10 protein-coding genes are annotated in these 13,929 nt (G+C 46.6%); 3 read left to right on the top strand and 7 right to left on the bottom strand.

The genetic code is table 11. From position 1 onward, the window contains the following. The 5 genes from WBA23_RS07825 to purB form a co-directional block, all read right to left on the bottom strand. The coding region (locus WBA23_RS07825; protein WP_424581717.1) for a hypothetical protein at positions 1–2,281 on the bottom strand (2,281 nt) is incomplete at its 3' end. A gap of 9 nt (positions 2,282–2,290) precedes the next feature. Then, complete coding sequence (locus WBA23_RS07820) at positions 2,291–2,728, bottom strand: hypothetical protein (protein ID WP_424581716.1); 438 nt, start codon at positions 2,726–2,728, stop codon at positions 2,291–2,293. A 415-nt stretch (positions 2,729–3,143) separates the two neighbouring features. Beyond that, complete coding sequence (locus tag WBA23_RS07815) at positions 3,144–3,539, bottom strand: HIT family protein (RefSeq protein ID WP_424581715.1); 396 nt, start codon at positions 3,537–3,539, stop codon at positions 3,144–3,146. A 72-nt stretch (positions 3,540–3,611) separates the two neighbouring features. Beyond that, positions 3,612–4,091, bottom strand: a complete 480-nt coding sequence (greA, locus tag WBA23_RS07810) for a transcription elongation factor GreA (RefSeq protein ID WP_424581714.1) — start codon at positions 4,089–4,091, stop codon at positions 3,612–3,614. A gap of 266 nt (positions 4,092–4,357) precedes the next feature. Further along, positions 4,358–5,707 carry an adenylosuccinate lyase gene (purB, locus tag WBA23_RS07805; RefSeq protein WP_424581713.1) on the bottom strand — a complete coding sequence of 450 codons (1,350 nt, stop codon included), beginning with the start codon at positions 5,705–5,707 and terminating at the stop codon, positions 4,358–4,360. 202 nt (positions 5,708–5,909) lie between these two features. Here purB and WBA23_RS07800 point away from each other — a divergent pair, with 202 nt between their 5' ends. Next, positions 5,910–7,091: a 2Fe-2S iron-sulfur cluster-binding protein gene (locus WBA23_RS07800; protein WP_424581712.1), complete on the top strand. Its 1,182-nt coding sequence runs from the start codon at positions 5,910–5,912 to the stop codon at positions 7,089–7,091. A 117-nt stretch (positions 7,092–7,208) separates the two neighbouring features. Continuing rightward, positions 7,209–8,936 (top strand): M3 family oligoendopeptidase, encoded by a 1,728-nt coding sequence (locus tag WBA23_RS07795; RefSeq protein ID WP_424581711.1) that lies wholly within the window; start codon positions 7,209–7,211, stop codon positions 8,934–8,936. A 63-nt stretch (positions 8,937–8,999) separates the two neighbouring features. Here the strand turns inward: WBA23_RS07795 and WBA23_RS07790 are convergent, their stop codons facing one another. Beyond that, a complete protein-coding gene (locus tag WBA23_RS07790) occupies positions 9,000–9,953 on the bottom strand; it encodes an NAD-dependent epimerase/dehydratase family protein (protein WP_424581710.1) in 954 nt (317 codons plus the stop codon). Between the two features lie 239 nt (positions 9,954–10,192). On the opposite strand from WBA23_RS07790, the gene kbl reads away from it, so the two are divergent. Continuing rightward, positions 10,193–11,392, top strand: a complete 1,200-nt coding sequence (kbl, locus tag WBA23_RS07785) for a glycine C-acetyltransferase (RefSeq protein WP_424581709.1) — start codon at positions 10,193–10,195, stop codon at positions 11,390–11,392. 354 nt (positions 11,393–11,746) lie between these two features. Here the strand turns inward: kbl and WBA23_RS07780 are convergent. Beyond that, positions 11,747–13,929, bottom strand: a 2,183-nt coding sequence (locus tag WBA23_RS07780) for a ThuA domain-containing protein (RefSeq protein WP_424581708.1), incomplete at its 5' end; no start/stop codon positions are given.

Raw genomic sequence — 13,929 nt, 5'->3', positions numbered from 1 at the left:
TGATGTCTCCTGTCAGATTACCGGTAGGTAGATTCAGATCACCCCCGGCACTGAGTACGCTAGCCCCTATCAAACTATCATCAAAATCGTTGCGTAGTTGGTAGCTCACCCCGGCTTCGCTGCTGGCGACGATGATGTTGGTGCCGGTGTTTTCGCAAATCACGGGGTCTTGCGCACTCACCCCTAAACTAATGTCCGGCGAAGGCTCAACAGTTACAGTAGCCGAGCCACTCCCGGCTACAGTACAGCCATTGGCATCGGTAACGTTGCCAGCAATCGTGTAGGTAGTGGTAGCTACGGGGGTTACATTGATAGGAAATCCGCTATTGTAGCTGGTTACTGCCGTGCCATCGCTCAAGGTAAAGCTGTAAGGCGCGGTACCATCAACAATAGCTACTGAAAGATCAGTGCTGTTTCCGGCGCAAATGGTGGCATCTCCTGAAAGCGTAGCCGAGGTGGGAGGCGTGTGCATATCAACCGTAACCAGTGTCGCTAGTTCTTGATCGGCACAAATTCCGTTGGTTACCAACACATTGAAGGTGGTGGCTACTGTTAAGTTGCCGGTTGGCAAACTAATTTGACCTCCGGTACCGGGTTCGGCTGGAGTGGTGATAATAACATCTCCCGCATCATTACGGAGTTGATAAAAGTAACCTGCTTCGGTTCCGTCAACTAGTATGTTGGTTCCCGTACCCGGACATACCTCGGGTGAAGCTGCGGTTACAGTTAGGGTAAGATCAGGATTACTCACTACGTTAACCGTAGCGGTGTTGTCTAACTGTTGAGGGGGGCAGGTTCCGTTATTCACCGTTACATTGAAAGTGGTAGTAGTGGAAATATTACCCGTAGGTAAAGATATTTGCCCTCCATTTCCCACAACGATTGCACCAACCGGCGTAACTCCTTCGCGCAATTGATAGTCGAATCCGTTTTCTGAGTTATCAACAAAAATATTTGTAGAAGTAGCTTCGCAGATAGTAGCCGTTTCGGGGCTCACCGGTAGGGTAGTATCGGGGCCAGGTACTACCGTAACTTCTGCTGTGTTGGTAAGCTGCTGATCGGCGCATACTCCATTACTTACCAGTACGTTGAAGGTGGTAGTAACTGTCAGGTTTCCGGTAGGAAAGCTAATCTGTCCGCTAGTGCCAGCGGTAGGTCCGCTGATTACGTTATTCGCCGCATCCCGCAGAGTGTAATTGTAACCAACCTCCGAATTATCAACCAGAATATTGGTGCCAGTATTTTCACAAATGGTGGCAACCTGAGGCGATACAGTTAGACTCAAGTCAGGTTCATCTACCACTGTAACCGTAATATTGTCGGTAGCCGTACAGCCATTATCATCGGTTACCGTATACGTCAAGTTGAACGTACCCACAGTAGCTGAATTAAAAGTGGGTGCCTGAATGCTAGGATCAGAAAGTGGCGCAATATCACCCGTCCAACTATGAGTGGTAAATGTTCCTGAACCTCCTCCAGGATTACCGTCTAACACTAAATTCGCATTAACACAAACCTGGGCTGGGTCGGGGGTGATAGCCGCGGTTGGATTTACGCGATTATCGGGTACGGTAATGGATTCTGTTTGAATACAACCGTTAGCATCGCGCACCGAAAGCGTGTAGGGATTATGCTCAAGATTAGCAAAAACTGGACTAGGCTGAAAGGTAATACCATCTATTGAGTATTCGTATGAACCAGCACCGCCCGTTACTGTTCCAGTTGCATCGATGCTGCCATCAAAGGGAGCTATACATTTGGTATTGCCCACGGTAGTGATAGAAGCATCATCAATTACAATAGGAACAGCAGCAGCTACCATTATATTAAAAGGGCCACTGGTATATTCTTGAGCTGGTATTGCACAGGTTCCACCGCTGAGATATATTGCGTAGCCAGATCCATCAGTTATTGGCGGTAGACCGGTAAAGGTAATTGTATTGGGTGCCGTAAAACTTACGCTAATTCCGGGAGTATTAAACGCAGTAAATCCCGACTCACTGTATACCCATCCATCTCCGGAATCGAATAAGTTATATTCATAATCTCCGGTACCGGGGGTGAAATCACCTAAACTAGCATCATAGTTGCCACTAGCATCCACAAAATTTATCTGTATTTGCCCATCGTTACTACCAACACACTGCTCGGGAGTAGCCACGATTGTAGTAGAGCTTTCGGGCCCATCAGGGCAAGTTTGAGCAACTGATACGAATTGTATCAAGAGAAAAATTGCTACCAACCAGCTTCTAATTAGTACTGTATATTTATTCTTAGTCATGGCTTTTTCTTACCTAGCAGATTCTTGAACCGCAACTCCCCCTTCTGGCCCTAGCACTGTTCTGCACCCTTGGCTGAATACTACCAGAAAATAGCTTTCGTGCTCAGGTACATTTTTAAATTCTATCACATTATTATTTAGGGATACCTCGATCTTTTTATCCTCGTAAAATCCTGCATCTAGCTTGCTAGGATTGTAGAGATATCTCCCAGTACCTTTATCCCATAGGTTGTAGGCATGCTTTTCTTGCCCGGCCTGATATGAAGACCCATCTTCATTCTGGAGAAAGAATTTTAAGCTACTTTCATGGGTAGCTGGCCAATTGTAAGACACCTCATGTTTTACAAGAACAGGACACTGAGCTATTAGCACTTGGCTGTATCCTAAGCACAACAGACCAATGAGATATGATTTTTTTATATTTTTGGATGTGCTGCCTTTCATCATAGTCATAGACATTAGATTCTTGGGGTTATTACCTTGTGCTTTTTACTTAAAATGGTACACTGCAATTTTTTCTTACTTTTCGGTTTAAGGCCAGAATAATCTTCGGTGATTTCGTTGGAAAGGCAGGGTAGTCCTATTTTATTTCTATCCAGGATTAATTGCACATTATCAATAAAAACCCACCGTTTCGCATCCATTTTCTGTACTCTTTCACTAAAAATAGAGTATTCGCCTCAGAATGAAAGCGTGACATATTGCAGTAGCAAAATGCTGATGTACCAAATAAGCACAACTGTAAAAGATTGAGTTACAGGAGTTGACGAGCGGTGAAGATTGGGGGGGGATAAGTTTTGAGCAATAAAAAAGGCATTCTCTCTTGAGGACGCCTTGGGTATTGAATAATATGTATGAAGGGCTATGTTATCGCAGCACGAATTTCTGTTACTATGTGAGTCATTTCGGCTTTGCTTAGGGTAAGCTTAGGATTACTAAAATTAGCATCACTCATGCTGTTGATAGGAATGAGATGAATATGCGCGTGCGGCACTTCTAGCCCAATAACAGCCGTAGCAATCCGTTGACAAGAAATTACTTTCTTTAGCCCAACGGCTACCTGTTTAGCAAACAGATTAAGCTGAATGTAAGCATCATCGTCCAGATCAAATAAATAGTCAACTTCCTGCTTGGGTACAACTAGAGTATGGCCTTTGGTCAGCGGACGAATATCCAGAAAAGCAATAGCCTGATCATTTTCAGTCACAATATGGCCTGGAATTTCCCGATTGATAATTTTGGTGAAGATACTGGGCATAAGTTTATAGTTCTAAGTTTAGAGTGCAAAGTTCTGAGCTTCATCCACTCAGACTTGGAAACTTTGAACTTTTTACATACTACTTACTGAAATGTCTAGCACTTCAAACTCCATCGTTCCGGCAGGGGCTTTCACTTCAGCAGTCTCGCCTATTTTTTTACCAAGCAATCCTTTGCCGAACGGTGATTTTACGGAAATTTTGTTCGCCTTTAGGTTAGCTTCCTCTTCCGAAACCAGCGTGTAGGCTACCATCATGCCGTTTTTCTTATTCTTGATCTTTACCGTAGAGAGAATAGAAACTTTAGAGGTATCGATAGTAGACTCATCAATAACCCGGGCGTTGCCAACCACTCCTTCTAGTTTGGATATTTTTAGTTCTAATAATCCTTGAGCATCTTTGGCGGCGTCGTACTCAGCGTTTTCGCTTAGGTCACCTTTGTCGCGCGCTTCGGCAATCTCCTTAGCGATATCGGTTCGCCCCTTGGTCTTTAATTCGTTTAGCTCTGCTTTTAGCTTTTCCAGCCCTTCTTTGGTATAATATGATACTGCCATAATTCGTAAAATTTAACATCCACCCACCGAAATAAAAGAACGGCCTACGAAAGTAGCCGTTGTTTGGGGGTTAGACAACTGTTGATAAAAAAACGCGCTACCTATGTATGGGCAGAGCGTTGCGCAAAAATAAGGAAATTGACTGATTCTTCAAACCACGATTTTCAGTGGGAAAGTTCCCAACTCGTTAGTTTTAGCTTGCCAGCTATAATTTCTAAGTTGCAAGTTCTAGGTTTCGTAAAATTTAAACTTAAAACCTTCTACCCTTAGTTTCTTATTCCAACGTAATTAAACGGGGAAATAGACTGTAGCTCCTGCTTCACGGTATCGCTTACTTCTAACGAATCGATAAACTGTTTAATATCGGCTTCCGAAATTTGAGTTTTACCTCGAGTAAGCGATTTCAGAGCTTCGTAGGGTTGCGGGTAGCCCTCGCGCCGTAAGATTGTTTGAACAGCCTCAGCTACTACCGCCCAATTCTCTTCCAGATCATCGTGCAGAGCCGCTTCGTTTACCTCAATTTTACTTAACCCTTTTAGTAACGATTGGAAAGCAATTAGTATGTGACCTATCGGAACACCCAGATTACGCAATACGGTAGAATCGGTTAAATCGCGCTGTAAGCGAGAAATGGGAAGCTTTTCCGACAAATGAATTAGTAATGCATTGGCGATTCCTAAATTACCTTCAGCATTCTCAAAATCAATAGGGTTTACTTTGTGCGGCATGGCCGACGAACCCACTTCGTTTTCTACAACTTTCTGTTTCAGATAACCCATAGCTACGTACTGCCAAACGTCTCGGCTAAAATCAATCAGAATAATATTGATCCGCTTAAGAGCATCTAATAGCGCGGCTAAATGGTCGTAGTGCTCAATTTGTGTGGTCGGAAAACTACGCTGCAACCCTAAAATCTCATTCACAAACTTAGCAGCAAATGCATTCCAATCTTGGTCAGGGTAGCCTACTACGTGAGCATTCATATTGCCAGTAGCCCCGCCAAACTTCGCCGCAAACGGTACTGAGTTAAGAGAAATTAACTGCTGTTGCAATCGCTCGTAAAAAACCAGCCATTCCTTACCAAAAGTAGTAGGCGAAGCCGGTTGACCGTGGGTACGCGCCAGCATAGGCAAATTACTCCAGTCTTTTGCTTGGTTACCAATTTTTTGCAAAACTTCTTCTAGCAAGGGGTGGTAAACCTGCTGCATGGCATCGCGTAAGCTCAGTGGAATAGCAGTATTATTAATATCTTGAGAAGTAAGACCAAAGTGAATAAACTCTTTATATTCAGCTAAACCTAGTGTATCCCACCGGTCTTTTAAAAAGTATTCTACCGCTTTCACATCGTGATTGGTTTCTTTCTCCCAATCTTTAATGGCTTGAGCATCTTCTTCGGTAAAATTATCAACCACTGTCCGTAGCTTAGAAAATACCGATGAATCTACCTTGGTTAGCTGGGGCAGAGGCAGCTCACAGAGGGCAATAAAATATTCTACTTCTACTAAAACCCGGTAGCGGATAAGTGCGTATTCGGAAAAGTACGGAGCCAGCGGGGTAGTATGTCTTCGGTACCGCCCGTCAATAGGTGAGACCGCGGTGAGAGAGGTCAGTTCCATAGAATTTTGTTGATAGTAAATCCAAAATTAGAAATTTGTGCGCGATTTTCCGGTCATCTCTTATAATTTTGGGAAGATTTCAATCTAAATGTGTTATGGTATTAGTGTGTTATAGTGTTCAAATGTTTCAGAGTTACTAAGTGGCACAAACATAAGGGCACAATAATACTTTAACATCATTACACTTTAACACTTATTCATTGTGAAGTTTAATTTTTTTTCAAAGTCCAAGAGTAAAGAAGAACCGGAAGCAAGTACGCCGGTAAAAAAATCTAGTCCGAAGGAGCTAACCGTTAAAGAGATTACTCGAGAAACAGCGGATGCTATTACTATTGTATTCGATCAGCCTGATTTAACTTATAAGTCTGGGCAGTTTCTTACGCTCATTCTAGATATTGCTGGTGAGGAAGTACGGCGTTCGTACTCACTCTCTACCTCGCCACTTACCGACGAATACCCGGCCGTTACGGTAAAACGAGTAGCTTCGGGAAAAGTATCTAACTACTTAGCCGATGCCCTGCAACCGGGTAATACAATTAAAGTCCAGGCTCCGGCGGGTACTTTTACTACCGAACTGAATTCCGATCAGCCCCGGCACTTAATTATGTTTGGAGGGGGAAGCGGTATTACTCCATTGATGTCGCTAATAAAATCTGTGCTGGAGCAGGAACCTATGTCTAAAATATCCTTGGTGTACGCGAACCGCGATAAAGAGGCGATTATTTTTCGAGAACATTTGCATCAATTACAAAGCCAAATGCCTGAGCGGTTTCACCTAACGCATATTTTGGAGAATACCAGTTCACAATTTACCAGCCACAGCGGACTCATCACCCCGGAGCGGGTACCGGAGTTAGTGGCGGAATTGCCTTTTTCTGAAGATAAAACCGAATACTTTTTATGTGGCCCCCAAGGAATGATGGAAAACGTGCAGCAAGCTTTAGGCGGGCTAAACGTGCCACCTTCGTTAATTCATAAAGAAAGCTTTGTGGCGGCATCAGCCAAACCAAAAAAAGAAAAACCTACCTCCGAAGCACAAGCACCGTCTGCTACATGGGATACAGAAACTACCGTAGGCGCGCTCGGTAACGATAAAGCCCCGGTTACGGAAACCCATGAGGTAACCATTATTTTTGAAGGCGAGACGCATCGTTTTGCGGTAGACCCAGACAGTACTATTTTGGAAACGGCAATTGCCCTGGATATAGACTTACCCTACTCCTGCCAAAGCGGAATTTGTACCGCCTGCATGGGTAAATGTACATCGGGCCGTATGAAACTGGATGAAACCGATGCGCTCACCGAAGATGACTTGCGCGAAGGCTACGTGCTCACTTGTGTCGGTCATCCCCTTACCTCTGACGTAACTATTGAGATTGATTAACATGGTTGAAAGTTCGGAAAGTTGCAAGTCTTAGAGGTTACGGATTGAAAGCTAAATTTCCGACTACCCTTGAAACCTATTAACCTGTAACTTGCAGCTTTTAAAATCCTAAAAAACATGAACACTGACAATATATCGATTCCTGAAAAGAAAGATAGAACACTTCTGCCGAATGACTTTGAAGTAACATCTTGGGAAGCTTTAAAGCCTTACTACAACGGTTTGCTAGAGCGCGAGATTACTTCTGCCAATGATCTACAGCAGTGGTTTCAAGATCGTAGTGAACTGGAGGCGGTTATTTCGGAAGACTTGGCCTGGCGTTACATAAAAATGACCTGCGATACTACCGACGAGCAGCTTCGGGAAAGCTACACTGAATTTGTCACTCAAATCCAGCCCGAAATTGCCCCATTTAGCAACGAACTTAATAAAAAGGCATTGGCTAGTCCTTCCTTAGACGAGCTAAAAAATCTGGGTGGTTATCCAATTCTTATTCGAGAATTAGAAAAGGATGCCCGGATTTTTCGGGAAGAAAACATTCCGCTACAAACTGAAGCCCAAAATGAGGCTCAGAATTTCGGAAAAATTTCCGGAGCCATGACGGTTAAGATCAACAAGCAAGAGATGACCTTGCAACAAGCAGCTAACCGATTACAGTCTACCGACCGTAAGGTGCGCAAGAAAGCGTATAAGAAAATTACTAAGCGTCGGTTAGAAGATAAAGATCCGCTTAACGCGCTATTTACCAAGCTCATTAACGTACGCGATAAAATTGGCAAGAACGCCGGTTTCGATAATTACCGAGATTATAAGTTTACTGAGATGGGACGCTTTGATTACGCCCTCCAGGATTGCGTAGATTTTCATAATGCGGTAGCAAAAGAAGTGGTGCCAATGCTTAATAATTTGGCAGCGATGCGTAAGCTAAAACTAGAGGTAAAGCGGCTACGCCCTTGGGATAAAGCCGTTGACCCCGAAGGAAACCAGCCGCTTAAACCTTTTTCAACTGGTAAGGATCTTACGCAAAAAACCATTGAAGCCTTTGGTAGCCTAGACCCTTATTTAGGCGAGTGCATTGCTGTGATGCGCGAGATGGGTCACTTAGATTTAGAGTCACGTAAGGGGAAAGCACCGGGAGGTTACAACTATCCGTTATCTGAAACCGGCGTGCCATTTATCTTTATGAACGCCACCTCCAATCTACGCGATATGGTTACCATGATGCACGAAGGCGGTCATGCCGTGCATTCGTTCTTAACTCGCGACCTGGAACTTACTAATTTTCAGCATACTCCGTCGGAGGTGGCCGAACTGGCTTCTATGGCGATGGAACTGATTTCGATGGATTATTGGCATTTATTTTTTAAAAATGAAGAGGATTTAAAGCGAGCCAAACGTGAGCATTTGGAACAAATTATTGAAACCTTACCTTGGGTGGCGACTATTGATAGGTTTCAGCATTGGGTGTACGAAAACCCTAACCATAGTTTAGAGCAGCGAGTGGCTGAGTGGAACTCCATACTAGATACTTTTTCGGATAATATCACTGACTGGGATGGATTGGAAGAAGAGAAAAGTCATTTATGGCAGAAGCAGCTTCACTTGTACGAAGTACCTTTCTACTACATTGAGTACGGCTTCGCCCAGTTAGGGGCAATTGCCGTTTGGAAAAATTACCGGAATGATCCAAAGAAGGGACTGGAAGGTTACAAAAACGCGCTAAAGCTAGGTTATACCCGAACAATCCCCGAGGTGTACGAAGCGGCCAATATCAAATTTGACTTTAGCCCCGCCTACATCAAATCACTGATGAGCTTTGTTCGGGAAGAGTTGGATAGAATATAGTTTCGGAATTGCAGTAGATTCTAAACTTGACTGGACTATACAGTCAAAGTATGCAACGTGGTATTAGTTAATTGGTCGGTCGGTAGGAGAAGCAAGGTTTTGAATCATCTCTTGACTCATATCGGACAAACTATAGCGCGCTTGCCAACCCCAATCTTTTTGGGCAACCTCATCGTTAATACTTTCCGGCCAGCTATCAGCAATTTGCTGCCGGAAGTCTGGTTCGTATTCAATTTGAAAGTCAGGAATATGCTGCTGAATAGAAGAGGTTATCTCAGCAGGGGTACTAGAGAAACCAGCTAGATTGTAGCTGGAGCGCACTGAGATTTGAGTAGCAGAAACCTGCATAACCTCCAAAGTAGCCCGCACTGCATCTGGCATATACAAAAAGGGAAGCCGCGTATTAGCCGAAAGAAAGCAGCGATAGAGTTCTCCGGCTACCGCTTTGTGATAGATATCTACGGCATAATCGGTAGTGCCGCCACCCGGTAGTGCCCGGTAGCCAACCAAACCTGGGTAGCGTAAGCTTCGCACATCTACCTGAAACTTTTTGGCGTAGTACGCACACAGTCGCTCTCCGGCTAATTTGGTGATGCCGTACATAGTATCGGGCGAGATAATTGTTTCTTGGGGAGTAGCTACTTTAGGAGTAGTGGTACCAAAAACCGCAATAGAGCTGGGCCAGAAAACTTTGCGGATTATTCCTTCCCGCGCCAGCTCCAGCACGTTTAGCAGGCCATCCATGTTGATACGCCAAGCCCACAGAGGATTCTGCTCTCCTCTGGCTGAAAGCAAGGCTGCTAGTAAATAGACATCATTTACTTTATTTTCCCTAACAATGTCTCTCAGTTGCTCAACATTGAGTACATCCAAGGTCACAAAGTTCTTCCGATCCGAAGCAGTAATGTCAGAAGGAATTACTTGACTTGCTCCGTATATTTCTATTAGTGCATCGGTCAACTCTATCCCTAACTGCCCATTAGCCCCTATTACCAGAACTTTGCCCGTATCTGCCATGATATGTTGTTTCTGTATTAGCCTAAAAAATAATGACAAAGATAGCGAATTACTGAATTTCACCGATCATCTTATAAATAGTAACTTTGTGATTATGTATGGTGTTATAGTTCGTAGTGCTATAGTCACCACAGCGCGGTATTGTGGTTGTTTACAGGTTAAAGTTTACGATAGCTAAGGTACGATTGATTAGATAACTTAAAACCAAGCACTCTAACACTCTAACACAATAAACAACTATGTACGAAACCCTACAACCCACTTTAGAAAAAGAGTTAGTTGAGATACGCGAAGCCGGTTTGTACAAGACCGAACGTATTATTACTACTCCCCAAGATGCGATTATCAAAACCGACTCTGGTCGGGAAGTAATTAACTTTTGTGCCAATAACTACCTCGGTCTGTCTTCTCACCCCCAAGTAATTGAAGCGGCTAAACAAACTATTGACACGCACGGCTATGGTCTGTCATCGGTACGTTTTATTTGTGGCACACAAGACATTCACAAGGAGCTGGAGCAGAAGCTTTCTAATTTTTTGGGAATGGAAGATACCATTCTATATGCTGCCGCTTTTGACGCTAACGGTGGAATATTTGAACCGCTGCTAGGCAAAGAAGATGCTATCATCTCGGATCAACTCAATCATGCCTCTATTATTGATGGAGTTCGTCTGTGCAAAGCCATGCGTTTCCGCTATCAGCATAATGATATGGCTGATCTGGAAAAACAGTTGCAGGAAGCCAACACGATGGGGGCCCGCCACAAAATTATTGTTACCGACGGAGTATTCTCCATGGATGGCACCATTGCTCAACTCGATAAAATTTGTGACTTGGCCGATAAGTATCAGGCCCTAGTAATGACCGATGAGTGCCACTCAACTGGCTTTATGGGTAAAACTGGTCGAGGCGTTCACGAGCACTGCGATGTGATGGGTCGGGTAGATATCATCACCGGAACACTGGGCAAAGCACTGGGCGGAGCCTCTGGTGGCTTTACTAGTGCGCGTAAGGAGATTGTCGAGATGCTTCGGCAGCGGTCGCGCCCCTACTTGTTCTCCAATACCCTGGCTCCCTCCATTGTCGGAGGTTCTATTGCCGTGATTGATATGCTTTCTAACACAACCGAACTGCGGGACAAGTTAGAAGATAATACCAACTACTTCCGCCAGAAGATGACCGAAGCCGGATTTGATATCAAACCGGGCACCCACGCCATCGTACCCATTATGCTATACGAAGCGCCACTAGCCCAGCAGTTTGCCGAACGTCTGCTAGAAAAGGGGATCTACGTAATTGGCTTTTTCTACCCAGTTGTACCGCAGGGACAAGCCCGTATCCGGGTACAGATGAGTGCCGCCCACGAGCGCGAGCACCTGGACCAAGCGATTGATGCCTTTGTAGAAGTGGGGAATGAATTAGAGGTGCTAACCACCTAAACAAAATAAAAACCTGGAACAGCGCTGTGGGGGAAAGCGCGGTCTGGTAAGAACAATCCAAATCTAAACCATCTGTAAATTAGGCTGGTTCTTTAGCTTCCGCACATAGGTGAATTACTCTTTCCAAAACCCAAAGTGACCCCATGAAACGCGCATGCTCGTTTTATGATAGTTTCTCGCCGCGCTTTATAGCTTATAAACCCTCTTTTGGATCCATCTGCAAATCGTCTATATCAAAGATCGCATTCGGAATTAGCCATAGTGGTCTTAGGGTAGGTAGGCCACGCTCCCAAACGAGAAAATTGGTCCATCCGAAACCCGCCGGTCCGAAACTCCAGCCGCTCCAGCGTGATCTTAATGCAAACCAAGAATATAAGTAACCATTGACTGCGCTTCGGCGGGGCTAAGTTGCGGATGAGCGCTCATGTAGTTTGGCCCCCATACCCCGCCCCCGCCGTTGATTATTTTTTGGGTTAGCTGCGCTACCACGGCAGAGTCTGCTTCGTAGCGGGCGGCAATAGCCCGAAAAGACGGACCCACCGACTTTTGATCCATCGCGTGGCAAGCCTCACAGTCACTAGTAGAAATCAACTGGGCTCCTAGCTCGGTTGCGTTCGCCTGATGACCGGCTGCTGACGGGGCGGCACCTTCTGCTAACGGGGGCGGCACTGCCTCCGGGAGCGAAGTGGTATCCTGATGATAAGTGATCCGACTAAGTTGGGCATCTTGGTTAGGGGCGTACCAGTTTTTTCCGTATTCCAGCAAATACAACGCTCCGTCGGGCCCCATCTCCAGGTCGATGATCTTACTGAAATCAGTGTTGGCCATGAAGGGTTCCGTACCTACGTAGTTGCCCTCAGCATCCGTTCGGACCACCACAATCCAGTTGCGCATCCAGTCGTACACAAAAACTCCCCGATCAAAATACGCAGGCAGTTTTACATCCGACACCAGGTCACTGTTGTAATGGTACACCGGGCCTGCCATCGCTGAACGACCGCCGCTGCCCAGCACCGGAAAACGCTCAGACGACAGATACGGATAGTAGAGGAAGGCCGGTTGGGCGGGCGGCAGCACCCGGGCACCCGTGTTTCGCGGGGAGGCATTCACCGGCTCGCTCGGATCGAAAGTCGAGCCAATTGCCCCCGTAGCAAAATCTACATCGGCGTAAGGTCGATTGGGACCCACAAAGTAGGGCCAGCCGAAGTTGCCCGCCCGCTGAGCCTGGTTGATCTCATCGTAGCCCCGCGGTCCCTGAATGCTGTCTTGCCCGGCATCAGGACCCACATCGCCCCAGTAGAGCCAGCCGTTGGCCGGGTCAACCGAAATGCGAAAGGAGTTGCGGGTGCCCATCACGTAAATCTCTGGCCTCCCTTCGGTCTCGTCCGAGAAGAGGTTTCCTTCGGGAATGGTGTAGGGTTCGGCATCACCCTGGCGCGCCGGGCGAATCCGCAGGATCTTGCCCCGCAGGTCTTGGGTGTTGCCCGATGAGCGTTGGGCGTCGAAGTCTTCCCGGCCGGGGCGCTCGTCGATGGGCGCGTAGCCCTTCGAGTCGCCGAAGGGGTTGGTATTATCGCCAATTGCTACAAAGAGGTTGCCGTCCGGGCCGAAGGCTAGTGACCCTCCGGTGTGGTTACTTTCGGAATGCTCTTGGGGCACCTTCAAAAGAATTTCTTCCGTAGCAAAATCCAGAAGACCGTCGCGGTTAAGGGTGAAGCGGGACAGATGATAGCTAAAAGCGTCGCCCGGGGCGGAGTAGAAAACGTATAGCCACTGGTTTTGGGCAAAGTCCGGATCAAGGGTAATTCCTAGCAGCCCGTCTTCGTATTTGCTGTACACCGGAATGGTGCCAATCACGCTGGCCCGCTGCGTTGCCGGATCGTACACTTGCACCTTGCCCTGCCTTTCTGCGTAGAAAACGCGTCCATCGGGAGCGACCGCCAGCTCCATCGGCTCAGCCACCTGGCTGCTATCCAACAACACGGTCTGCCGGCAGTGCGCTTCCGGCGGAACGGGTAGGGCAGTTGCCCGTTGGTAATCCAGCGAAGCGTTATCGCCGATCACGTACTCGATTCCGCCTAACACGTGGGCAACGAAAGTACTGTCAAGGTAGGCTTCCGGGCGGTGCCCCAGCGCGGTGTAAAAGGATCGCCCGCCCTCAAACGGCTGGTTCCAGATTACCGGATGGTGGTCGCCGTGCTCTCCCCCCTGGTAAGAGCTTTCATTAACGGTGGCCAGCACGTTGATCTTCGGACTAATATCCTGGAAGTTGTACCACTCTTCGGTGTGTTTCCAGGGCAGCGGCACGTGTTGCAGGGCGGGGTGCTGCTGGTTAGCCACGTAAACATCCGCCGACTGTAGCTCGGGAGGGTGACTCGCAAACCGGGCCCCCAGCAGCTTTCCGTACCAGGGAGAGGAGTAGAGCGCACCACTCGCTCCGTGTATGCCCATAAAACCGCCCCCCGCCTGCATATAGCGCCGCAACGCCCGCTGCTGAGCAAAGTCTAATACCTCGCCGGTGGTGTTTAGAAAAACGA

This window comes from Tunicatimonas sp. (genome assembly GCF_049647865.1).
GTDB lineage: Bacteria > Bacteroidota > Bacteroidia > Cytophagales > Cyclobacteriaceae > Tunicatimonas.
The sequence above is the reverse complement of the archived record's forward strand: the minus strand, read 5'-3'. Positions and strand labels throughout refer to the sequence as shown.